This is a genomic window from Oleiphilus sp. HI0043 (genome assembly GCF_001634935.1).
This window is the reverse complement of record NZ_LWEY01001223.1, coordinates 1-24,385: the sequence shown is the minus strand read 5'-3', so window position 1 is coordinate 24,385 and position 24,385 is coordinate 1. Positions and strand designations below refer to the sequence as shown.

Below are 24,385 nucleotides of genomic sequence, written 5' to 3'. Positions count from 1 at the left end.
TGGCAACAACGATATCTCCCTTAAGCCCTAGCGCTTCAGCTTTAAGCTGAGTCATTCCCCAACCGGCGATCACACAGAGATTGTATAAGCTTCCACCAAAAGCGGTGCCTTTATCGTTAATATTCTCTGATAACGGTGCGCTGACCTTTAGTGTTTCGCCATCATAGGCATCAATAGAAACCTGGGCGGCACGAGCCAGCGGGAGATGTTTGATGAGAAAGGCCTCTAGCGCCTGCCCTTGCTTAGAATAATTTTCCACCATTACCGCCTCTCACTGTTTCCTACTCTTTTTTATTGAAGGTATTTTAAGCATAAAAAAAGGGAGGTTTTCAAACCTCCCTTCCTTTAATGGCCACTCAATGCACTGCAAGTGACCTAAGTTTCATCACTAAAGCTTATTCAGCTTCAGCTAATTCTTTCATGCTTAGCTTGATACGGCCTCGGTTATCGACATCTAGAACCTTAACCTTAACCATCTGACCCTCTTCAAGAACATCAGTTACTTTCTCAACACGCTCATTTGAGATTTGAGAAATATGAACCAAGCCATCTTTACCAGGCAAGATATTAACGAATGCACCGAAATCAACGATACGCTCAACTTTACCTTCGTAAACCTGACCAATTTCAGCTTCAGCAGTGATACCCATAATCATATCGATAGCTGCTTGAGCACTCGCATTGTCTTCACCAAATACCTTGATAGAACCGTCATCTTCGATATCAACTGATGCACCAGTCTGTTCAGTAATAGAACGGATCGTTGCACCACCTTTACCGATAACGTCACGAATCTTGTCAGCGTGAACACTCATGGTACGCATTGCAGGAGCCTTGTCAGACAAGTTCTCGCGAGATGCATCAATTACCTTGTTCATTTCACCAAGAATATGAATACGAGCATCGTGTGCCTGCTTAAGTGCGATATCCATGATCTGCTCATTGATACCTTCGATCTTGATATCCATCTGCAAAGCAGTAATACCTTCGTCAGTACCCGCTACTTTAAAGTCCATATCGCCTAAGTGATCTTCATCACCCAAGATATCAGTCAGAACGGCAAAGTCATCACCTTCTTTAACCAAGCCCATTGCGATACCCGCAACTGGCGCAGCTAAAGGTACACCCGCATCCATCATTGCCAAGCTGCTTCCGCAAACACTTGCCATTGAGCTAGAACCGTTAGATTCTGTGATTTCAGATACACAACGAATTGTGTATGGGAATTCCTCAGCGGTAGGCATAAGCGCCTGAAGACCACGCTTAGCCAACTTACCATGACCGATCTCACGACGACCTGGAGGACCCATACGACCACACTCACCTACAGAGTAAGGAGGGAAGTTGTAGTGCAACATGAAGTTTTCTTTGTATTCGCCAGCATAATCGTCAACGATCTGTGCATCACGAGAGGTACCTAGCGTTGTCGTAACAATCGCCTGAGTCTCACCACGTGTAAACAAAGCTGAACCATGAGTATTCGGCAGTACACCCACTTCAACCTTTATAGGACGAACAGTGCTGTTGTCACGACCATCGATACGAGGCTCGCCTTGCGTGATACGACCACGAACAATTTTCTTTTCTAACTTAGAGAAGTAAGCTTTAACGTCATCTGCAGAAGGTGAATCTTCCGCATCGGTCACTAGCTTCTCAACAGCAGCAGCTTTCAGCTCACCTAGTGCACTGTAACGTGCCATTTTGTCGCTAATAGAGTAAGCAGCTGTAATACCTTCCGCTGACTCAGCCGCAACAGCTTCAGCAAGCGCAGTGTTCACTTCTTCAGGAGTCCAGTCCCACTTCTCAGTGCCTACTTCTTCAGCAAACTCGGTTACAGCAGTAACGATTGCCTGCATTTCCTGGTGAGCAAACAAAACAGCGCCCAGCATTTCGTCTTCAGTCATTTCTTTTGCTTCAGACTCAACCATCAATACTGCGTCTTTGGTGCCCGCTACAACCATGTCTAATAACGAATCTTCCAACTCAGCGTTTGTTGGGTTAAGTGAATAACCATCTTCATCAGTAAAGCCAACACGTGCTGCACCGATAGGACCATTGAACGGAACACCTGAGATAGCCAACGCAGCAGAAGTACCGATCATCGCTGCGATATCTGAGTTGTCAGTTTTGTTTGCTGACATAACAGTACAAACAACCTGAACTTCGTTCATGAAACCATTTGGAAACAACGGACGAATTGGACGGTCAATTAGACGAGAAGTTAGCGTCTCTTTTTCAGAAGGACGCGATTCACGCTTGATGTAACCACCTGGGATTTTACCAATCGCATACTGTTTCTCGTTGTAGAAAACAGATAATGGGAAAAAGTCTTGGCCTGGCGCAGTTTGTTTAGCTGCTGTTACCGCAACCAATACTGCGATATCGTCCATTGTGACTAATACAGAACCTGTTGCTTGACGAGCGATTCTGCCTGTTTCGATTGTAACTTCTGACTTACCGTACTTAAATTTTTTAATAACCGGATTCACATCGGCTCCTTAATTTATTTTCTTTGATTTAGCTTCGCTAAATGACAAGGACTAAAAGCTTTACGTCTCAGTGTTCTTACTTCTTTGAAGAACGAGCTCAGAAAAAACACTCAGACATAAAACTTTACGGCCTTCTAACAAAGCACTTTTACATTTACCTTAGCTGCACAAACAACTAAGCGTGATGACAATCACATAAAAAAATATGATTATCGATAAAAAAGAACCGGCATGTCTATCTTTCAAGACATGCCGGTACTTTATTTATGACTTCATAACAAAATCATAGTCATCTCTAAAACAAAGCTCAAAAAGCTTACACCTTAGCGACGTAGACCTAAGCGAGCGATCAAGTCTAAATAACGCTGACCGTCCTTACGCTTCAAGTAGTCCAACAACTTACGACGCTGGTTAACCATACGGATCAAACCGCGACGTGAATGGTGGTCGTGCTTGTTACCCTTGAAGTGGCCTTGCAATTTGTTGATGTTAGTTGTCAACAATGCAACCTGAACTTCTGGAGAACCAGTATCACCTTCAGACTGTTGATATTCGCTTACTACTTTTGCTTTTTCTTCGGCATTAAGAGCCATAGTTATTTCCTCAATATGCTAATTAAAACTTAAGCCAACCGCGCATATTTACAGTCAACTCGTTTGCGAAACTTGTTTTCTTTCTACCGTTATTAGTTTGAAAAAGACCTATACCTGTGTCGCAATTTCATTAAAGTTGACGAGTCGACTAGGTTGTAACATACCTTCTTCGTCAATTTCAGCGACACCAGCAAAGACATATTGCTGACCATCTTTTTCAAAGGTAGATTCAAAATACTGCTTGAATATTGTCTGCTCGACACTTAAATTTTGGCATAAAGTATCAACAGGCAGATAAATACAGACAAAGCCAGTATTTTCAAAGTCGGCTATTCTAACCGCTTGTCCATTTAATATCGAGCTTACAAGCTCATTTTTTAGGCATACTTTGGGTGTATCAGGCAATAAACTGTCAATTGGCAGTAAATTGACATCTAAAACTGCTTCCAAGCCTTCACCTAAAGCAAGTTCTTGAGACATTTCGTCCAAAGCAAGCATCTTAACAGTGCTATCCAACATGAAGTGCCCGGCCTTAAAACGACGCAACATTGAGACATGCGCACCACAGCCCAGTTCATTACCAATATCTTCCACTAATGAGCGAATATAAGTACCTTTCGAACATTCGACAGTCAAATCGAGCTGCTTTTCGCGTAACTCATCGAGCTCAAGCCTGAAAATACTAACTGGGCGTGCAGGACGCTCTATCGTGATACCTTTGCGCGCATATTCATATAAGGGGCGACCCTGATGCTTTAGCGCAGAATACATAGATGGCACCTGCTCTATGTCACCTTTAAATTTCTCTAGCAAGCTTAATAAGGGAGCTTCACTGAGTGCAGGCACTTCTTTGATCTCGACCGTTTCGCCATCACTATCACCGGTCGTCCGGATATCTCCTAGAGTCGCGGTTGTGTAATAGCCTTTATTCGCATCAAGTAGATAACGAGAGAACTTGGTTGCCTCACCAAAACAAATTGGTAAAACACCCGTCGCTAGAGGATCAAGACTTCCGGTATGACCTGCTTTTTGAGCACCAAATATCCGCCGAGCTTTTTGCAAGGCAAAATTTGAAGTCATCCCTTGAGGCTTATCAAGCAACAACACCCCGTTTAGCAGGCGTCCTTTTCTTCTACGCGCCAAAGGGACTAGCCTTCGTTATCCGTAGGAGTATTGGAATCTTCATTCCCCTCATCGACAGACAAATCAGCGTCTTTCTTTCGAGCCTGAGAAATAAGATTATCGAGTTGACGGCCGCGTTTAACCGAAGCGTCAAAATGAAAACGTAGTTGCGGGATAGTTCTAAGCTTGATCATACGACCAAGCTCGCTGCGCAAGAACCCTGCTGCTCCGTTAAGTACTTTAATCGTACTTTTTACCTCAGCCGCATCAGCATCCAGATCATCAACTGTGAGTAAGGTAACATAAACATCGGCAAAACCGAGGTCTTTGGCCACCACCACTTGATTCACTGTTACCATGCCAACCCGAGGGTCCTTCATTGAAGAACGAAGCAACTCTGCCAGATCGCGTTGCATTTGATCAGCAATACGATCTGTTCTTTTAAAATCTTGCGCCATTAACTACTTATCCCGCTAATCAAACTAATTACGAATCGAGTGTACGTTCAACAGAGATCTTATCGAAGACCTCAATCTTATCGCCCACTTTTACGTCATAGTTCTTAACACCGATACCACATTCAGTACCTGAACGAACATCATTAACGTCATCCTTAAAGCGACGCAATGATTCTAACTCGCCTTCAAAGATCACGATATCGTCACGCAATACGCGAATCTTCTTATTACGGTAGATCGTACCTTCAAGCACCATACAACCCGCAACCTGACCAAACTTAGGAGACTTAAAGGTGTCACGAACTTCAGCGATGCCGACAATCTCTTCTTTAAACTCAGGAGCTAGCATGCCAGTTAGAGCTTGCTTAACGTGATCAATAATATCGTAGATAACGCTGTAGTAGCGAAGATCCAGACCTTCTTCATCAATAATCTTTCTTGCAGAAGCATCAGCACGAACGTTAAAGCCAACAATTACCGCATTGGTAGTTAAAGCCAGGTTAGCATCAGTACCGGTAATACCACCGACACCACTACCCACGATTCTTACTTGAACTTCTTCATTACCAATGTCATTCAATGATGCCGTCAGCGCCTCCAAAGAACCACGCACGTCAGTTTTCAGAACAACGTTCAAAGTACGAACTTCATCTTGGCCCATATTGCTAAACATGTTCTCAAGCTTAGAAGCCTGTTGACGCTGCAAGCGATCCTTTCGGCTCTTCTCTTCGCGGAACTCAGCTACTTCACGTGCCTTTCGCTCGCTCTCAACAACAACAAACTCGTCACCCGCATCAGGCGTGCCATTAAGACCCAGTATCTCAACTGGAATAGACGGGCCTGCATCTTTAATTGGCTGACCATTTTCATCAAGCATCGCTCGAACGCGACCGTAACACATGCCCGCAATAACGATATCACCACCACGAAGTGTACCGTTCTGTATCAATACTGTTGATACAGCACCACGGCCTTTATCAAGGCTAGATTCCACAACAACACCTTTTGCCGGAACGTTCTTGGCAGCTGTTAACTCTAGAAGCTCAGCTTGAAGCAATACAGCATCAAGCAAAGCATCAATACCTTCACCGGTATGCGCAGAAACGTTTACAAACTGGACATCGCCACCCCAGTCTTCGGGGATAACTTCTTTCGTCGCTAGTTCATTTTTAACACGATCAGGATCTGCTTGCTCTTTATCCATTTTGTTTACCGCAACAACGATCGGCATATTTGCTGATCGCGCATGCTGAATCGCTTCTTCGGTTTGTGGCATCATGCCATCATCGGCTGCTACAACCAGAATAACAATATCAGTACTGCTCGCACCACGTGCACGCATAGCTGTAAAGGCTGCGTGTCCTGGCGTATCCAGGAAGGTGATCATGCCATGACCGGTCTCTACGTGATAAGCACCAATATGCTGTGTAATACCACCTGACTCTCCACTAGCTACTTTCGCTTTACGGATATAATCAAGCAGAGAGGTCTTACCGTGGTCAACGTGACCCATTACACTGATAACTGGCGCACGAGGCGTCTCTTCACCTGCGTAATCGATACTCTCAATCACTTCAGCTTCGATCGCATCTTCAGCAACCAATTTCACTGTATGACCTAACTCCTCAGTAACAAGCACTGCAGTTTCTTGGTCAATAGACTGGTTCTGCGTTGCCATAACGCCCATACCCATCAGTGATTTAATCACAACGGCGCTCTTAACAGACATCTTGTCTGCCAATTCACTTACGATGATTGACTCACCGATATTTACTTCTCTAACCACAGGCGACACCGGTTTCTCGAAAGCATGAGTACGTTTTACTTTCTTCTTTTTAGACTTTAGCTTACGTGGCTGCGGCTCATCTTCATCGATAAGAACATCTAAACTGATTGTTGATAGATCTTCATCTCGCTGACGAGGCGCTCTGTGTCCGGCAGACTTAACATGCTTGCGTTTCGGAGCTTCGTCCTCATCCACAACAGGCACTTTTTCTTTCTTCTTGTGCTTTTTATGCTTTTCGTTTGTTTCAAGCTCAGCAGGCGTCACTGGTACTTCAGCCTTCGGCGCTTTCGCTTCACTTTTCTTAGCATCTTCCGCTTCACGCTTAGCTTCAGCCTCTTTGGCTTCTTGCTCTTTTCGAGCTTTCTCTTCAGCTTCTTTCGCTTCTTGTGCTTTCTTAGCAGCAACTTCTTCGGCTAGTTTAGCTGCTCGTTCTGCCTCTTCTTTCTTCTGCTGTTCAAGCTCTAAAGAGACTTCCGGGCGCTTCACATAGGTACGTTTCTTACGCACCTCAACATTAACTGTTTTTGACTTACCTTGACCCGCTGACATCTTCAAAGTTGATGTCGTCTTGCGCTTCAGTGTGATTTTCTTAGGCTCGTCATTTTCTTCGCCATGACTTTTCTTTAAGAAAGTCAGCAAAGTTTGCTTTTCTTCATCAGTAACAACCGAGCTCTCATCACGAGCAGGTAAACCTGCATCCGCGATTTGCTTTAACAGTCGGTCGACCGGTGCACCTATATCATTTGCCAGTTTTTTGACAGTTACTTCAGACATGATTAATTCTCCTGACTCCCGTCTTTATTCCTGGTTTTCAAACCAAGGTGCTCGTGCAGTCATAATTAACTGCCCGGCTTTTTCTTCATCCATCCCATCGACTTCCATTAACTCATCGATAGACTGTTCTGCAAGATCTTCCATCGTGACAATACCTTTACTAGCAAGAACCAAAGCCAAATGCTGGTCCATGCCGTCCATTGCCAATAGATCCTCTGCAGGCTCTTTACCTTCGAGTTCCTCTTCGGAAGCCAAAGCTTTATTCAATAAGGCATCTTTTGCACGACGACGTAACTCTTCAACAATATCTTCATCGAAGGCGTCAATCTCTAACATTTCCTCAATCGGTACATAGGCGACTTCTTCTAGTGAAGTAAAGCCCTCATTTACCAACTCAGTCGCCAAGTCTTCATCTACATCAAGCGTTTCGATAAACAAGTCAACATACTTGCCAACCTCTTCTTCCTGCTGCTTACCTGCATCTTCTTCAGACATAACGTTCAATTCCCAGCCGGTCAATTCACCAGCCAGACGAACATTTTGCCCTGCTCGACCGATTGCCATAGCCAAGTTATCTTCAGATACCGCAACGTTCATGGAATTTGTTTCTTCGTCTACTACGATAGAAGCAACCTCGGCAGGCGCCATGGCGTTAACCACTAGCTGAGCCGGGTTATCATCCCAGACGATGATATCGACACGCTCATTACCTAACTCACCTGAGACGGCCTGAACTCGTGCTCCACGCATACCAACACAAGCACCAACCGGATCAATTCGCTTATCATTAGTTTTTACAGCGATTTTAGCTCGAGAACCTGGATCACGCGCCGCGGCACGAATCTCGATAACTTCTTCTGAAATCTCAGGCACTTCAATTTTAAACAACTCGATCAACATACCTGGCGCTGAACGGCTCAGAATAAGTTGAGGGCCACGAACTTCAACTCGAATTTCTTCTAGAAGCGCCCTAACACGGTCGCCCATTCGGAAAACTTCACGAGCGATCAGATTCTCACGAGGAAGTAATGCCTCAGCATTGTTACCTAGATCAACAATCACATTATCTCGTGTTACTTTCTTCACGGTACCTGAAACAAGTTCACCGACGCGATCGCGATAACTATCGACAATCTTCTCTCGCTCTGCTTCGCGAACTTTCTGGACAATAATCTGCTTTGCTGCCTGAGCACCAATTCGACCGAATGAAATTGATTCAACCTGTTCGGTATGAATATCGCCTGGTTGCAGAGATGTATCTATTTCCTCTGCTTCCTGCATTGTCAACTCGGTACCCAAACCTGGAACAGCTTCATTATCAACGATAGTCCAATGCCTGAAGGTTTCGTGATCACCAGTCTTACGGTCGATCTTAACTTCAATATTGGCGTCTTCTTCGTCTTCGTAACGTTTTTTGGTTGCTGCCGCTAAAGCCAGTTCAATCGCTTCAAAAATAATATCTTTTTCAACACCCTTTTCATTTGAAACTGCTTCAACAACTAGCAAAATTTCTTTATTCATCGCGTCATTCGCTCCAATCTTCAAATTCAATCAAACTGCGGCACTACGTTCGCTTTTTCAATCGCTTCAATAGGAAATAAAAATTCTTCTTCACCAACCTGAAGAACAATATCATTTCCTTCCAATCCTTTTAGTAAACCACTGTACTTGCGACGACCTTCATAGGCCATGCGTAATTTCAAGGCAACTTGGTGCCCCTGAAACCGTTCATAGTGATTTAGCTTATATAATGGACGATCCATGCCTGGCGAAGAAACCTCCAAGGTATACTCTCCGTTTATCGGATCTTCTACATCCATTACACCACTCAACTGACGGCTCACCAGCTCACAATCTTTGAGCTCTATGCCGCTTTCCCTGGCCTGTTCCTCAGTGATATTTTCATCTACTTCACCAGGGACTTCAGTTTCTTGTTTTTCTTCGGTTTGTGCGCTTTCAATAAACACACGCAACACAGAGTGCTTACCCTGGGACATATATTCAATACCCCAACACTCGTAACCCAGCCCTTCAATGACCGGTTCAATCAATTCTTCTAACAGCTTCTTTTTTGCAGACAATGGCAGTACCGTTTTTCATATTTCAGAAACAAAAAATGGGCATAAAGCCCATCACACGAAAAAGCCACCACAACCTTAAACAACCGAGCCTCTGAGTAACACTCAAGAGACCACCAAAGGCGGCTTTTACCAGATTTTTCTCACGCATCGTTGATTTCCACAAGCTAACATCTAATAAATCAACATCAGCAATATTAATCAAAGCAATAAACAAGCTTGGACTATACTCGTGCGCAGCAATATTCGGCCGCATTATATGCACCAAACCTTAATGGGTCAACCGTTAAGCACTGTACCTTACAGTTCATTACCCACAATTGATCTATTACTTGAACAAATAACTTAAACCCAGAAAAGCAAAAAGCCCGTCACAAACGTGACAGGCTTTCTAAGTTGGTGCCCAAGGCCGGACTTGAACCGGCACGGCTTACGCCACTACCCCCTCAAGATAGCGTGTCTACCAATTCCACCACTTGGGCAAAAACCAAAAACTTATTCTAACTCTGGCGCCGCTGACTCGGCAGGCATCGCATCTTTCGCAGCCGTATCAATTGACTCACCGCCTTCTAACTCTGTCGCCGACTCATCAGTTCCTGAGGTTTCAAGCTCAGCAACAGGCGCAATGAAATCATCTGCAGAAATTTCTGATTTCTGCTTAGCGATCACCGCCAGAGAAATACTGGTAATAAAGAATACAATCGCAAAGTATTTGGTCATATGTGTTAGGAAGCTACCACTACCCTGACTACCAAAAACGGTTTGTGACGCACCACCACCAAAGGAAGCACCCGCTTCAGCACCCTTACCTTGCTGCAGCAAAACCAAACCAATCAAACCTAGTGATACCAGAATATGCACCACAATAACGGCAGTCTCTAACCATTCCATACTTTTAGCCTATTTTTCTACTCTAGTTGCCCGCCCCATCAAGAGCCTCAAACTCTTAATTGCAACAAACAACAATAAAAATTACTAACCAGCGCTCTTACAGATTTGTAAAAAGTCGCTCACTTTTAATGATGCGCCACCAACTAGCCCACCATCAATATCATCCTGACCAAACAATTCTTTGGCGGTTTTTACATTAACACTACCACCGTACAGAATTGCCATATTTTCAGCTAAGTCCGCAGACTTTTCTGAAACCTGCTGCCGAATATAAGCGTGCATTTCCTGAGCTTGCTCTGGCGTTGCTGTTTCGCCTGTCCCAATTGCCCAAACCGGCTCATAAGCAATAAGCAAATCAGACAGTTCTTGCGAAGAAAATTGCTTCAGCACAGCGCCGACTTGCGTCGCAACAACTTCCTGCGCTCTACCACCTTCTCGATCTTCCAGAGTCTCACCTACACACAAAACCGGCTTAATACCAGCCTTTAGCAAACGGGAGATTTTAGCAACAACATCACTATCAGTCTCTCCGAACAAAGCTCTACGCTCTGAGTGCCCAACTAACGACCACTGACAACCTACATCGCTCAACATAGGCGCAGATACTTCACCAGTAAACGCACCTTCGTCAAAACCAGCAACATTCTGAGCTGCCAACTGGATACCGGAGTCTTTACTTGCTTCAAAAAAGCCGGAAAGTAAAACTGTCGGCGGTGCGATTAGCACTTGCACATCGTCAGGCACGTTAGACGATGCTTGATCGCTAAATGCCTGCAAGTAGTCCTGCATAAATGCAACACTACCATTCATTTTCCAATTTCCCGCAACAATCTTGCTACGCATATATAACACCAGCTTTTCAGAAGGGCGCAAATACTAACCGAGTTAATCTTTACTTACAAGCAACCCATTACGACTTTTTACCCAATTACTTAACCAATTGCATTCTGGACCGTTTCAACCAGAGAGTTCACCACTGAATTCACCAAGTCCGCATCCTCGCCCTCAGCCATAACCCGGATTAGAGGCTCCGTACCCGAGCCTCTCAACAACACTCTACCCTGCCCTGCCAAACGCTCACCTTGCTCTTTAACAGCCTGGGCAATAACATCGTTTGACATGGGGTCTGTTTTTTCTTTAATTCGTACGTTCTTCAACACCTGTGGAAGCTTAGTCATCTCGGACTTCAACTCATGCAAGCTCTTACCGTCACGCCATAAGGAAATAAGAACCTGCAACGCAGCAATAGTTGCATCACCCGTGCTCGCTTTATCAAAGCAAATAATATGGCCTGAGTTCTCACCACCAAGCTCCCAGCCATTCTTCACTAGCTGCTCCATCACATAGCGGTCGCCCACATTTGCACGAACAAAAGGAATATTCAGCTTTTGCAATGCCAGCTCTGCACCAAAGTTCGTCATTAATGTACCGACAACCCCACCTTCCAAGCGACCAGCCTGCTGACGATTCCTGGCAATAATATAAATCAGCTCATCACCATCAACCACTTCACCTTTATGATCAACCATGATGACACGGTCACCGTCGCCATCAAATGCAATCCCGAGATCAGCCTCAACTTCTAATACCTTGTCAACAAGCGCCTGAGGGCTTGTCGAACCTACATCACGATTAATATTCAAACCATCTGGTTGCACACCAATTGTGGTGATTTCTGCACCCAATTCTTTAAAGACATAAGGCGCCACCTGGTAGGTTGCACCATGCGCACAATCCAGCACAATTTTCATACCAGTCAAAGACATCGACGAAGGAATGGTCGCCTTACAGCATTCGACATAACGGCCAATTGCATCATCAATACGTTTCGCCTTACCTAGCAGGTCGGGCGCTACGACTTCAAGGTCTTTATCAAGCCAAGATTCAATCTCTAATTCAACAGCATCATCCAACTTCAAACCCTTAGAAGAAAAGAACTTAATACCGTTATCATGATAAGGGTTATGGGAAGCACTAATAACAATACCGGCATTTGCCCTATAGGTTCGCGTCAAGTACGCAACGGCTGGTGTAGGCATTGGGCCCAATAAGCGCACATCCATACCCGCTGCAGATAAACCTGCCTCAAGCGCAGACTCAAACAAGTAACCGGATATTCGCGTATCTTTACCAATAATGACACGATTCCTGAGGCCTTCTTTCTTGAAAACCTTACCACAAGCCCAACCCAGCTTAAGCATAAACTCTGGTGTAATTGCACCTTCACCCAAGCAGCCACGAATTCCATCTGTACCAAAGTATTTTCTTGAAGACATATCTTTTCCCTAAAACCCTTAAATAAACCTAACCTGCACGCTTTACAGCATCAACAACACGCACCGCATCAACCGTCTCAACAACATCATGAACCCTTACGATCTCGGCCCCTTGCCAGGCAGCAAGTGTCGCAGCAGACAAACTTCCAGCTAAACGCTGTTCTACATCTCGTCCCAGCAAGTCAGCAAACATGGACTTTCTAGAAACCCCAACCAACACAGGGTACCCCATACGTTTTAGTCGCTCAATGCCAGCTAATAAGCTCAGATTATGGGAAAGCGTTTTACCAAAACCAAAACCTGGATCGACAATCAAACGCTGATCATCAACCCCAGCAGACTTGAGCGTATTAATACGCGAAAGTAAAAAGGCCTCAACCTCTTCCACAACCGACGTATATTCTGGCTGAATTTGCATTGTATCGGGCTTACCTTGCATATGCATGACACACAAGGCGACATTCGCACCCGCAACGGCTTCGACCGCGCCAGGTCGCGTAAATGCCCGAACATCATTAATCAAACCAGCGCCCAGCGCAACGGTTTCACGCATGACTTGCGGTGTACTAGTATCGACCGATAATACGACATCGAAGTTTTGAAGAATTTTTTCAGCAACAGGACAAACACGATCAAGCTCTTCTTGAACGCTTACTGGCTGTGCACCTGGACGAGTAGACTCACCGCCCACATCAATAATACTCGCCCCTTGAGCAAGCATTATTTCAACCTGATTTAGTGCTGAATCGAGATTAGAGTACTGACCACCGTCAGAAAAGGAATCGGGTGTTACATTAAGAACACCCATCACTTGAGTTGTCGCCAGATCGAGCTCTCGACTGGCGAACTTGAACAATTGACTCATAATTTAACTAAACACATCTCTGGAGAACCTAACCCTGCTCTCCAGTCTCGTCAGTTGGCTTTTTGCCATCAGCGATATCCACAACCTTATCATCTTCGCTATCGGCTTTTTTGTCGCTCGAACCATCGTTATCGTTACGACCGTTACTTGACCAGCCTTTTGGCTCACGTGGATCCTTACCGTCCATCAAGTCATCAATCTGCTCAGAATCAATGGTTTCATACTTCATCAAAGCATCCGCCATTGCATCAAGAATTGAACGATTATCCTCGAGGATTTTTTGTGCTTGCGCATAACATGTATCAATAATTGAACGCACTTCGGTATCAATTTCATTACGTGTAGCACCCGCCACATGAGAACCGCCACTGCCAGCGGACTTTCCTAAAAACACTTCTTCTTGGGCATCATCATAAAGCAAGGGCCCTAACTTATCGGACAAGCCCCACTTGGTTACCATATTTCTAGCAATCTCTGTCGCACGCTGAATATCGTTTGATGCGCCGGTTGTGACACCATCCATACCTAATGTCATTTCTTCGGCAATTCGGCCACCATAAAGCGAACAAATCTGGCTGATAAGCTGCTTGCGACTCAAGCTATAACGATCTTCTTCAGGCAGGAACATCGTCACACCCAAAGCACGACCTCTCGGAATAATACTTACCTTATAAACCGGATCATGTTCTGGTAAAACACGACCAACAATTGCATGTCCCGCTTCATGATAAGCCGTATTAAGCTTTTCCTTCTCAGACATCACCATAGACTTGCGCTCTGCGCCCATCATAATCTTATCTTTAGCAAGCTCAAAGTCTGTCATTTCAACTGCACGCTTATCAGCTCGTGCCGCAAACAGGGAAGCTTCGTTAACCAGGTTCGCCAAGTCAGCACCTGAAAATCCTGGCGTACCACGGGCAATCAAACTTGGCGCAACATCCTCAGCTAAAGGCACCTTTTTCATATGCACCTTCAGAATTTGCTCACGACCAAGTATATCTGGCAAACCGACCACAACTTGACGGTCAAAACGCCCCGGTCTTAACAATGCTGGGTCTAGAACATCCGGCCTATTGGTTGCAGCAATAACAATGACACCTTCACTACCTTCAAAGCCGTCCATCTCTACCAAGAGCTGGTTCAGTGTTTGCTCACGCTCATCATGACCACCACCCATACCCGCACCACGATGGCGACCGACAGCATCGATCTCATCGATAAAGATAATACAAGGAGATTGCTTCTTGGCCTGCTCGAACATATCACGCACACGTGAAGCACCCACACCGACAAACATTTCTACAAAGTCAGAACCAGAAATTGAGAAGAAAGGAACTTTTGCTTCACCGGCAATTGCCTTGGCAAGCAATGTCTTACCGGTACCCGGCTGACCAACCATCAATACGCCACGTGGAATCTTGCCACCCAAGCGTTGAAATTTGCTTGGATCCCGCAAAAACTCTACAAGCTCTTTAACATCTTCTTTAGCTTCATCAACACCGGCCACATCAGCAAAGGTTGTCTTAATTTGGTCTTCACTCATTAAACGAGCTTTACTCTTACCGAACGACATTGGTCCCTTGCCGCCACCGCCGCCCTGCATCTGGCGCATAAAAAACATAAATACAGCGATAATGACAAGAATAGGGAATGAAGCGACTAGCAGCTGAGTCCAAATACTTTGCTGCTCTGGCTCCTTACCAACAACCCGAACCTTGTTCTCAATCAGGTCATGCATTAAGCCAGGGTCTTCAACCATTGGACGAACGGTTTCATAATGACGCCCATCGGTCGTCACCACATCAAAGTGCAAACCATCAATGGCAACTTCCTTAACCTGCCCCCCTTGAACTAATTCTATGAATTGTGAATAGTCCATTGGCTTCACTTTTTGTTGGCCATTGAAGTTGTTAAACACTGTCAACAAAACTGCTGCTATCACCAACCACAGAACCAGGTTTTTTACCATGTCATTCAAAGGAGAATCCCTCTTTTACCAGTATCTTTAGATACTTAATTTACGATTAAACAAACTAATTTAGTATTTCCCGAAATAATATTCCGAGACATTTCAAAACTTACACGACATAAGTCGACAACAAAGCAAAACCAAAGTGGCTCAATATACCGCCTGATTTCTTAAATAGCTATGCCCTGACAGGAGTTTTAAACACCTTTAATTTGTAAGGCATTCAACCCTTAAACCCAACACCTACTTGATAGATTTCCCGCGAGCGGGCCCTTGAAGCGTCCGGCTTACGGCTATATACCTTAGTAAACATCTGTCGCATATCTCCAATCAAGGAGTCAAAGCCCTCCCCCTGAAAAACCTTAGCGATAAATGCGCCATTAGGTTTTAAAGTTTGTCGCGCCATATCCAGAGCTAACTCAACCAGATACATCGCATTGGGTATATCAGAAGCAGCATTCCCACTCATATTGGGGGCCATATCTGAGATTACAAGGTCTACTTGACCATCAATTTCTGCCATAAGACGATCAAACACGTCTTCTTCAGTAAAGTCACCCTGAACAAAAGTCACATCAGGCAAGGCATCCATAGATAAAATATCGCTAGCGATTACCTTTCCACTTGGCCCAACCAGCTCTTGCGCTACCTGAGTCCAACCACCAGGCGCTGCCCCCAGGTCAATCACCGTCATACCCGGCTTAAACAGGCGGTCTTTTTTTTGAATCTCTAACAATTTGTAGCTGGCACGAGAACGATACCCATCTTCCTGTGACTGTTTTACATACTGATCATCGAAGTGCTCTTTCAACCACTTGGAACTTGATTTTGAACGAGCCATACCACCCTCTTTAAAAATTCTCGCTGCCCTGTCAGAGCATAAGCCTGACATTTAGCGGCATTATCAATCAAATAAAATAACTGTTAGAATGCGCGCCGTTAATACTTTTACTTACTATACGATTTCTACTACGGGTTATTTTCATGAGCTTAAGTTCTGCAGACAAAAAACATTATCGCACTATCGCACACAACCTAAACCCGGTGATTATAGTCGGAGATAAAGGTTTAAGCGAAGGCCTAATGGAAGAACTGAATCGCGCACTCAATGATCATGAGCTAATTAAAGTTAAAGTAGCAATTGGTGACCGCGATGACCGCAGTGCACTCATCACTGAGCTGGTCGAACAAAGTGGCGCCGAGCTAGTTCAAACAATAGGAAAAATCGCGGTGCTACTTAAGAAGAACAAGAAGCCTAACCCTAAGCTTTCAAACCTAATTCGTTAACCTTAAAATACAAATGGGGTGCGACATACGCACCTCTCTAAAATTTAAAAAACTGCCCAGCACTCCAAACACCAAGCTCAGTATCTTGCTCCGAGCGCTCACAAATATAATCTGCTAACTCGTAATAAACCGGCCGACTCAATTTTGCCATAAGCCCATGTCTTACCTTCACGTATGGCGACGGTTCCTGGCGTTCGTTATAGCTTACCTCGAGCGGGTGATCTGCCGACAAGGTGAAGTAATCGCCTAGCTGGGTAGAAAAATGCAGCTTTTGCGCTTCACCCTCACCTTCGCGATCTACCATCACGACAACAAAGGGCGCATCATCCACCGTAATTTTCATTTTCTCGTAAGGCGTCACCAGGAAGAAATCTTCACCATCACGGCGTAATATCCGCGACAACAGGCGAACCACTGCCTGCCGCTCCATCTTGTCTCCCTGATAATACCACTCACCCTGGGAATCAATACGTATATCTATCTCGCCAACTCGCTCCGGCTGCCACGTTTCAACAGGTGGCAAGCTATCATCCTCGCCAACTAATTCTCTTATCTGGGTCGCGATTGTCGGTAGGTCCCTATGCAGCCCCTCACCATCTATTTTTGCCATAGTTATAGGCCTCGCTGCCACTCTTGCCTAAGAGGAATTGCACCAGGCTTATTCAAAGCCAGATCAATTTTACTTAGCATCGCTTGCTTATCTGCCCCTAAATTACCTTTTAGCACCAAATAATTAGACGCGTGGTCGGAACGGAATACTGTATTTTCCAGTTCAAAATTAGCAATCAGGGTACGAATCTCATGAAATAAATCCAATTGTTCTAATGGCTCGTAATCACCATTAAATCCAGCCCTAAAGCGCTCTTCACCCATCGGAAAAGAAACTACTAACGTCGATACAAACTCTGGCTGTGTTTCATTCATAAGCTTGGCAGAGTTAACGGCATGTTGCTTTGAAAACTTCTTGCCACCCAAGCCATTTAATATCATCACGGAAGACTTGATGCCTGCAGCTTTTAACTTGAGTAAGGCGTCTTTAGAGCTTTCGTAAGTCTCACCCTTAACCACACATTCCAAGACTTTGTCGTCACCGGATTCACAGCCCACATATACCATGCTTAGGCCTAACGCTCTCAACTCAGCCAGCTCTTCTACCGTTTTTTTCTTAATATTTCTGGGTAAGCAATAAGCAGTAACACGTTCTTTATCTGGAAAGTAGCGATTAATACACTCAAGTATTTCTTTGAGGCGGCGGAACGACAAAGTCATTGCATCACCATCTGCCAAAAAGAAACGCCCGACATTCGGCATGCTCTTCGCCACTGCACTCACTTCTTGCTCTATCTCTTCGATCTTTTTGGGCTTGAACTTCTTCTGTTCAGCTGTATACATATCGCAAAAGGTGCACTTATTGTATGAACAACCATTGGTAACTTGAAGAATCAAAGACTTAGCTTCTGAAGGTGGACGAAATACGGGCTCAATGTAATTGATAGGCAAATAATTCATAAAATAATCACGGCAACTATTGGTTGAATCTAATCGTTTATTCTAACACAAGTCTTTATTAGCGAGCTCTCTATGGGGCAAACTGAGCTCACGAACCTTATCGAGACCGGTAATTTCTTTAGTTTCGATACGATATTCCCCCCTAGCAAGTCCATTAGACTGAGTAGCAAGAGAGATAAAGCAGTCTAAATCTGTTTCGAACTGCCAAAAAAGCCAAGGGTCAGAATCGCTTTTTTGCTCCGGCTCAAAACGCGCCAAATAACGATTAGAATCATCAAATAGAAAGGAAAAGCTTTTAAGCGGAATAGACATGCCTCGCCCATCTGCTTTCATATAAGCTTCTTTCAAAGTCCAGAGAGAAAAGAAACGATCTCGAAATGCTTCTTGGTCGAGCTTCTCTATCTGGGCGTATTCCTTGGTTGAAAACGAGTATTTGGCCAAAGGCTGAAAATCAACCTCACGCTTATGCGATTCAATGTCCACCCCCAACACCTCATCACGAGAAAAAGCCAGTACGATATGATTGTCAGAATGCGACAAATTAAAGCTCAGCGGGTAATTCGGCAATTCAGGTTTACCGTAATCATTATAATTAAAGCACCATGTTTTAGGTGAATTCCCGGGGAGATATCGGCTAAGCAAGGTGCGTAAGAGATAGCGCGATACGAGATATACATGACGATCTTTTTCAAAGACAAAACGTTCGTATCGCACACGTTCGTCCTCACTCAAAAGAGCAAGAAACTCATCAATATGAGACGCCACATTTATACGTTCAACGGAACAGAGCCAAAGATCTATGCGCTGAGCTTGCATAGCTTTTACCGATAAATTCACAAAACCTTCCACATACACTCGCCACAAAGCTCGCTATAAACGCAAGCTTTGAATCAGGCAGAACAGCTTAACAAAAGAAAGCTCTGTCGGCACTGCTTTAGTCTCCATCGACATCGGCGTTTTAAAGAATGCCCTGATCAGATACGAAAACATTAAAATGCCATCTTATTTCGTATATCATCAGAGCTTCTCCCGGTCCAACAAGCTCAAAACGGTGTCAACATGCCAAGCTTTACCCATTTCCCCCAAGCTGAAACACAATTCCCTCAAGACAAGGAATTATGCTACCTGAATCACGCTGCGGTAAGCCCTTGGCCTGCATGTACGGAGCTAGCCGTTGCCAGGTTCGCCAAAGAAAATGTTTACAGCGGCGCTCAGCACTACCCTCAATGGTTACAGGTCGAGCAAGAACTGCGCGAGCGCTTGGCCAAGTTAATCGGCCTATCATCTACCCATGAAATCGCACTGGCAAAAAACACCTCCGAGGCACTGTCAATGATTGCCTATGGCATTGAATGGCAAGCAGGTGATGAAGTAATTATCAGCAATCAGGAATTTCCGTCTAATCGCATAGTCTGGGAATCCCTGAGCCAGTTTGGTGTCACTGTAAACGTAGCAGATATAGACAAACAAGACCCTGTGCAGGCGATACAACAGCTGATAAGCCCCAAGACCAGGCTGGTTTCTATTAGCTCTGTTCAGTATGCAAGCGGCATTACAATTGACCTCCCGTCTCTTAGCCAGCTATGCAAAGCAGAACAATGCCTCCTTTGTGTGGATGCCATACAAAGTCTGGGCGCATTACCTTTCGATCAAACCTTAATCGATGCTGATTTCATTGTTGCCGATGGACATAAGTGGATGATGGCCGCCGAAGGTTTAGCGCTTTTCTATGTGAAAGGCATACATATCGAAACACTGAAGATCAATCAATTCGGTTGGCATATGATCGAACAGCGCGGCAACTACGACTCGCCCGAATGGACGCCAGCAAAGGACGCAAAACGCTTTGAGTGTGGCAGCCCCAACATGCTGGGGGTACAGGCTTTAAATGCCAGTTTGGGGCTACTGCTGGATATAGGCATCGACAATATTCATCAAGCCATATGCGAACGAACGAACTATCTGAAGGCACAATTACAAACCATTGATGACCTTTGTTTCATTTCTCCTGAAAATAAAAACCAAGCGCGTCAAAGTGGCATTATCTGCTTTCGCATTGAGGGGAAGGACAGCACTGAGCTATATCAAACACTTATGTCACGTAAAGTAATCTGTGCAAACCGGGGAGGAGGTATTCGTTTTTCCCCGCACTTTTATACCACCAAGCGAGTGATCAACCGGGCTGTAGAGATTCTGCGCGACTTAGTCTAAATAATTGGAGTCATTCATTTAAGAACCCTTCTTTTGGCTTTCTCCGTGCAGGCCACCTGCCGCTCTGTGTCCTCTGTGGTGGATTTGTTTTTTGGTTTTGATTTCAAGATTAAACCCCTTAACCACAGAGGGCACGGAGCGCTTTGCTGCACAGAGGAATAATAATTCTCTATAGAGCTCCTCTATAAAATGGGTGCAATTCAGGGCAGAGTAGAACATCTCCCCGAACTCATCATTCCCGAGGTGTTTTTACCAGGAAACCAGCTACGTCGATACCTCGTTCTGACCCTCATGGATCCCGGCTTAAGAGCACACCGGGCTAACAAAGAGACCTGTGAATTATTAGTGCGGGATAAGATCCTGGTGTAAATAAGCTAGGCCGGCTTCCATCAGCTCAAGCTCCAGTACTACTAGCTCACTCGTGATAAAAGGATGAGGTTGATAGGTATTACCTTCAACCAATAGGCTCACTAAGTCTCCGACCAATGGCTGATGCGATACCAACAGCACATTATCAATTCCGGCCTGATTAAGCTGACGAAGCACTTGTTTCGGCGAGGAGTCGGGTGTAATAAAAGGCTTGGTATGAACATCGCACTTCAGCTGGTCTTGATAAACCTTTGCCGTCTGCTGAGCTCTTAGTAAGGGGCTCACCCAAATTTGGCTCACCTCACTTAATATACTCAAATGCTCTTTTGCTAAAGCACTTGTCTGCTGCACACCTCTTTCTGTCAAGGGGCGAGAGAAGTCGCTTTCTGCATAAAATGATGCCTCACCATGCCTGGAAATAAAGAGCTTCATCGCTACTTAATCTCATCCAGAAGCTTGTCTTTAGCTTTTGCTTGCGGCCAATCAGAAAATGGATAGGGCTTCACTTCACTTGCGTAGCTCAGGAATTCACTAATTTGTTTTAGGTACAAGCCCAAAGTCCTACCGGCATCTTTTAAAGATTCACTAGGCTCTCCCGTTGAAAGCTTTAACACGGTTTGAACGAGAGCGATTACAACCAAAACAATATCAGTAAGACTATAAATCAAACAAAAAAGGATCAAATATAAAACTTTTATCACGCGCTACACCTCGTGCTTTGCTAAAGTAAATTCAACATCAGTATTCTGCTCACCAGACATCAATTTTTCGATGATAACTGACAAAGGTACCTGTTTGTAAATCATCATATATAAGCCCTGTACTAATGGCATATATATATCGTTATCGTCCGCATAGCGCTTAACCTGAGCCAGAGTATTCACCCCTTCCGCAACTTCACCCAACTCCTCTACGGCCTGCTCCAAGGTTTTCCCTTTACCAAAGGCATAACCCACCCGGTAATTCCTACTTAGCGGGGAACTACAGGTCGCAATCAAATCACCCACGCCCGACAAACCTAGGAAAGTGAGCGGATTAGCACCCTGCGTTTGCGCAAAGCGCCCCATTTCAGCCAGGCTTCGTGTAAGCAGCATGGCAATCGTATTCTCACCCAAACCCTTGGCTGCAGCGACACCCGCCATAATAGCGTAAATATTCTTCAACGCGCCGCCTAACTCAACACCATAAACATCAGCACTGGCATAGACTCTAAAATAGGAGCAGCCTAGTGCATCCTGAACACCCTTTCTTAAGTCTGAGGACTCGCTTGCAATCACCGTGGCCGTTAGCTCATGTTTGGCTATTTCCTTGGCTAGGTTTGGCCCGCCCATAACGCCCACCTGAAAACCGGGAAGCTCTGCCCGCAAAATATCACTCATCAGGTTTAGTGTGCCCGGCTCGATCCCTTTTGTAGTGCTCACCACCCATTGATCAGGCTTAAGATAGGATTTTGCATTTTCTACAACTGCCCGAAAAGATTTACTCGGCACGGCAAAAAATACGATATAGGCATTGTCAACGGCGTCACTTAAGCTCGTTGTTGGAATTAGGTTTTCATGCAAGGACAAATCAGGCAGATACTTGGTATTAACCCTGGTTTGAATAATGGACTCTACGGATTCTTCACTGCGCATCCATAAATATGTCTTAATCCCGGCTTCGGCAGCAATATTAGCAATCGCAGTTCCAAAACTTCCACCACCCAGAACAGCGATAGCCGATTTGCTATGTGACATGATTTAAGATCTCTTGTTTAGTTGATTAGACTTGTTTGCCAGCTCTTTTTGCTGCAAGACAATAATAGAAGGTCACAAGAGAAACCTGAAGCAGGAAAGCCAAAATACTTTGCTTCCTGACATAATATTAATAACTAAGCTTTATTCACCTTAGCCCGCAACAAAGGCCTGTTCCTCTACATCGCCTTCAAGTGTCGCCACTAAGTCTTTGAACTGTTCACGGTTGTGCTCGTTCAGGTTCATCAAAACCTTGTGAGCATTGAGAACATTGGTTCTTAATTCTTCTTCGGTAATATCTTGGGGTGCCAGCTCAGTCAGTCGTTGGCTCGAGTCTGCCGGTTCAGTTAGAATAAGATAGACACTTTCGAAGCCCATTGTCGTTATGACACGAGTAATGTCAGGGTTAGTCGATACAATGGAAGGCAAGAAGTGGCTTTTTTGCTTCGCCTGAATAGCCAAGCGAGCAAGCAAACCTAAAGTGGTACTGTCAATTAAAGTCGTCTCACTCAAATCAACAACGATTGATGCAAATTCAGGGTCAGACGTCATTGCTTCAATAGCAGAGTCAATCGTTGAGCAAAGATTCAATCGAACCTCTCCCACCAATTTCAACACATAAACGCCGCTGCATTCTGCTTGTAGTATTTTACATTTAGACATAGTCGCTCAACCTTTAATGCTTGTGATTGACATATTCAATATGGAACGTATGTTCTGCATATCGCTACCTTTTACTTCCGTCACTGACTGCACTCACCGAAAGAAAGGCAATATCATCAGGTATTTCTTTTAAGTCGTCCAAGCCTAAGGAAGAGAATAGCTCCGCTACACCCGCCCTGTTTTCTGCTACAACGTCCAGTAGTAGCTGTTCCTTATCATTCAAAGTCTCGCCGGGCATCACCTCGAGAATACCGTCAGAAAATACCGTGATTCGAAATTCCGGTGTAATTTTCCGATGGTAGACTTCGAATTCTGGCTCAGGAAATAAACCAACGGCCATTCCTTTACCTTCTAAATACTCTGCCCGCCCTTGCTCACAATATACTGGCATAGGGAAATGCCCTCCTACCGAATATCGTAATTCCTGGTTTTTCTCATCGAGAATACCTGCAAACATCGTTACATGCTTTCCCAAATCACTTGCCAACAGCTCAAGATTAACACGCTTCAAGAAATCATTCGGACACGAAATCTCATCACTAGAGCCGCGTTTAAAGTTACGCTTTAAACGCATCGTCAGGTTTTTCAGCAATACCGTCACAAATGCAGACGATGCACCATGACCAGAAACGTCGGCAAAATAAAATAAGCTACGATGATCGTCAAGATTAAAATAGTCTAAGAAATCGCCGCTTAAGTACAAAGATGGCATCACTCGATGCTCAAAGAAAATATCGTTCACTTTCTTTTCATTTTTTGGCAGCATTTTCTTTTGAATTTGCAAGCCGGCTTTTTGGTCAGCCCTCAATTCCTGGAGACCCGCGCTCAGTTTCTTATAGCCTTCTTCAAGCTCTTTCTGTAAATGCTTATTATGCTTACTTAAACGAACCTTCTCTAGGATTCTATCGATCACATGATCAACATTAATATAGTCATTGACAGGTTTTAGAATGTAGTCCGAAGCACCTGCTCTTAAACACGCGACCACATCACCAGAGTTTGGCGTTTCCGATACAACAACCAAAGGGATAAGGTAACTATCAGCCTGACCCAATGATAAGTGAGCAATATCGGCATTGGTTACATCAGCAAACACCAAATCTACTGAAGTACTTGCCAATAACTCGTTTGCGTTATCGATCGTTGATGCAGTTTTTACTTGATAGCCCTTGGCACACAGATAATCTGCCAAGCGTAACAAGTCCTCTTTATGAGGGTCTAGCACCAGAATATGTTCAGCTAGCTGATCCATGATCTATACCTGCCAAACATTATTTAATAAGGTCAATACAATACTCACTAATTAATCACA

24 protein-coding genes and 1 tRNA gene are annotated in these 24,385 nt (G+C 44.6%); 2 read left to right on the top strand and 23 right to left on the bottom strand.

Going from position 1 to position 24,385, the window contains the following annotated elements:
• The 15 genes from A3729_RS15065 to rlmE all read right to left on the bottom strand — a co-directional run.
• Positions 1 to 262, bottom strand: a 262-nt coding sequence (locus A3729_RS15065) for a YiiD C-terminal domain-containing protein (RefSeq protein ID WP_197475867.1), incomplete at its 3' end; no start/stop codon positions are given.
• A gap of 133 nt (positions 263 to 395) precedes the next feature.
• Positions 396 to 2,489, bottom strand: coding sequence for a polyribonucleotide nucleotidyltransferase (pnp, locus tag A3729_RS15060; RefSeq protein ID WP_068515201.1), 2,094 nt, complete (start codon positions 2,487 to 2,489; stop codon positions 396 to 398).
• A 323-nt stretch (positions 2,490 to 2,812) separates the two neighbouring features.
• Entirely contained in the window at positions 2,813 to 3,082 is a 270-nt protein-coding gene (gene rpsO, locus A3729_RS15055) for a 30S ribosomal protein S15 (RefSeq protein WP_068509647.1), read from the bottom strand.
• A gap of 108 nt (positions 3,083 to 3,190) precedes the next feature.
• On the bottom strand, positions 3,191 to 4,225 hold the full coding sequence (gene truB / locus A3729_RS15050; RefSeq protein WP_068515203.1) for a tRNA pseudouridine(55) synthase TruB: 1,035 nt from the start codon (positions 4,223 to 4,225) through the stop codon (positions 3,191 to 3,193).
• 5 nt (positions 4,226 to 4,230) lie between these two features.
• Complete coding sequence (gene rbfA, locus A3729_RS15045) at positions 4,231 to 4,662, bottom strand: 30S ribosome-binding factor RbfA (protein WP_068553620.1); 432 nt, start codon at positions 4,660 to 4,662, stop codon at positions 4,231 to 4,233.
• Positions 4,663 to 4,690: 28 nt separating this feature from the next.
• Positions 4,691 to 7,222: a translation initiation factor IF-2 gene (gene infB / locus A3729_RS15040; protein WP_068634027.1), complete on the bottom strand. Its 2,532-nt coding sequence runs from the start codon at positions 7,220 to 7,222 to the stop codon at positions 4,691 to 4,693.
• Positions 7,223 to 7,246: 24 nt separating this feature from the next.
• Positions 7,247 to 8,743 (bottom strand): transcription termination factor NusA, encoded by a 1,497-nt coding sequence (gene nusA / locus A3729_RS15035; RefSeq protein WP_068515311.1) that lies wholly within the window; start codon positions 8,741 to 8,743, stop codon positions 7,247 to 7,249.
• A gap of 26 nt (positions 8,744 to 8,769) precedes the next feature.
• Positions 8,770 to 9,303 (bottom strand): ribosome maturation factor RimP, encoded by a 534-nt coding sequence (rimP, locus tag A3729_RS15030; protein ID WP_068515210.1) that lies wholly within the window; start codon positions 9,301 to 9,303, stop codon positions 8,770 to 8,772.
• Between the two features lie 394 nt (positions 9,304 to 9,697).
• Positions 9,698 to 9,782 (bottom strand) — tRNA-Leu (locus A3729_RS15020).
• A 13-nt stretch (positions 9,783 to 9,795) separates the two neighbouring features.
• Positions 9,796 to 10,191 (bottom strand): preprotein translocase subunit SecG, encoded by a 396-nt coding sequence (gene secG, locus A3729_RS15015; RefSeq protein ID WP_068515214.1) that lies wholly within the window; start codon positions 10,189 to 10,191, stop codon positions 9,796 to 9,798.
• An 84-nt stretch (positions 10,192 to 10,275) separates the two neighbouring features.
• A complete protein-coding gene (tpiA, locus tag A3729_RS15010) occupies positions 10,276 to 11,034 on the bottom strand; it encodes a triose-phosphate isomerase (protein ID WP_068508998.1) in 759 nt (252 codons plus the stop codon).
• Between the two features lie 89 nt (positions 11,035 to 11,123).
• Positions 11,124 to 12,467, bottom strand: a complete 1,344-nt coding sequence (gene glmM / locus A3729_RS15005; RefSeq protein WP_068515215.1) for a phosphoglucosamine mutase — start codon at positions 12,465 to 12,467, stop codon at positions 11,124 to 11,126.
• Positions 12,468 to 12,495: 28 nt separating this feature from the next.
• Complete coding sequence (gene folP / locus A3729_RS15000) at positions 12,496 to 13,332, bottom strand: dihydropteroate synthase (RefSeq protein ID WP_068506644.1); 837 nt, start codon at positions 13,330 to 13,332, stop codon at positions 12,496 to 12,498.
• A gap of 28 nt (positions 13,333 to 13,360) precedes the next feature.
• Entirely contained in the window at positions 13,361 to 15,310 is a 1,950-nt protein-coding gene (ftsH, locus tag A3729_RS14995) for an ATP-dependent zinc metalloprotease FtsH (RefSeq protein ID WP_231872064.1), read from the bottom strand.
• Between the two features lie 214 nt (positions 15,311 to 15,524).
• On the bottom strand, positions 15,525 to 16,142 hold the full coding sequence (gene rlmE / locus A3729_RS14990; RefSeq protein WP_068515313.1) for a 23S rRNA (uridine(2552)-2'-O)-methyltransferase RlmE: 618 nt from the start codon (positions 16,140 to 16,142) through the stop codon (positions 15,525 to 15,527).
• 143 nt (positions 16,143 to 16,285) lie between these two features.
• Here rlmE and yhbY point away from each other — a divergent pair, with 143 nt between their 5' ends.
• Complete coding sequence (gene yhbY / locus A3729_RS14985) at positions 16,286 to 16,588, top strand: ribosome assembly RNA-binding protein YhbY (protein WP_068515219.1); 303 nt, start codon at positions 16,286 to 16,288, stop codon at positions 16,586 to 16,588.
• A 37-nt stretch (positions 16,589 to 16,625) separates the two neighbouring features.
• Here the strand turns inward: yhbY and A3729_RS14980 are convergent, their stop codons facing one another.
• From A3729_RS14980 to A3729_RS14970, 3 genes are read right to left on the bottom strand one after another with little or no spacing between them, the layout of a single operon-like run.
• On the bottom strand, positions 16,626 to 17,198 hold the full coding sequence (locus A3729_RS14980) for a DUF1285 domain-containing protein (RefSeq protein WP_068515227.1): 573 nt from the start codon (positions 17,196 to 17,198) through the stop codon (positions 16,626 to 16,628).
• A gap of 2 nt (positions 17,199 to 17,200) precedes the next feature.
• A complete protein-coding gene (locus A3729_RS14975) occupies positions 17,201 to 18,097 on the bottom strand; it encodes a radical SAM protein (protein ID WP_068515229.1) in 897 nt (298 codons plus the stop codon).
• A gap of 42 nt (positions 18,098 to 18,139) precedes the next feature.
• Positions 18,140 to 18,934, bottom strand: a complete 795-nt coding sequence (locus A3729_RS14970; RefSeq protein WP_156495052.1) for a 4'-phosphopantetheinyl transferase superfamily protein — start codon at positions 18,932 to 18,934, stop codon at positions 18,140 to 18,142.
• 222 nt (positions 18,935 to 19,156) lie between these two features.
• Between A3729_RS14970 and A3729_RS14965 the strand changes: the two genes are divergently transcribed.
• Positions 19,157 to 20,308, top strand: coding sequence for an aminotransferase class V-fold PLP-dependent enzyme (locus A3729_RS14965; protein ID WP_068515235.1), 1,152 nt, complete (start codon positions 19,157 to 19,159; stop codon positions 20,306 to 20,308).
• A gap of 342 nt (positions 20,309 to 20,650) precedes the next feature.
• Here the strand turns inward: A3729_RS14965 and sixA are convergent, their stop codons facing one another.
• The 5 genes from sixA to A3729_RS14940 all read right to left on the bottom strand — a co-directional run bounded on the left by sixA (position 20,651) and on the right by A3729_RS14940 (position 24,325).
• Complete coding sequence (gene sixA / locus A3729_RS14960) at positions 20,651 to 21,109, bottom strand: phosphohistidine phosphatase SixA (protein ID WP_068515010.1); 459 nt, start codon at positions 21,107 to 21,109, stop codon at positions 20,651 to 20,653.
• A gap of 2 nt (positions 21,110 to 21,111) precedes the next feature.
• Positions 21,112 to 21,378 carry a DUF4389 domain-containing protein gene (locus tag A3729_RS14955; RefSeq protein ID WP_068515237.1) on the bottom strand — a complete coding sequence of 89 codons (267 nt, stop codon included), beginning with the start codon at positions 21,376 to 21,378 and terminating at the stop codon, positions 21,112 to 21,114.
• A 3-nt stretch (positions 21,379 to 21,381) separates the two neighbouring features.
• On the bottom strand, positions 21,382 to 22,413 hold the full coding sequence (locus A3729_RS14950) for an NAD(P)H-dependent glycerol-3-phosphate dehydrogenase (protein ID WP_068515257.1): 1,032 nt from the start codon (positions 22,411 to 22,413) through the stop codon (positions 21,382 to 21,384).
• A 150-nt stretch (positions 22,414 to 22,563) separates the two neighbouring features.
• On the bottom strand, positions 22,564 to 23,073 hold the full coding sequence (locus tag A3729_RS14945; RefSeq protein WP_068515259.1) for an STAS domain-containing protein: 510 nt from the start codon (positions 23,071 to 23,073) through the stop codon (positions 22,564 to 22,566).
• A 64-nt stretch (positions 23,074 to 23,137) separates the two neighbouring features.
• Positions 23,138 to 24,325 carry a PP2C family protein-serine/threonine phosphatase gene (locus A3729_RS14940; protein ID WP_068515264.1) on the bottom strand — a complete coding sequence of 396 codons (1,188 nt, stop codon included), beginning with the start codon at positions 24,323 to 24,325 and terminating at the stop codon, positions 23,138 to 23,140.
• Positions 24,326 to 24,385: the final 60 nt, after the last annotated feature.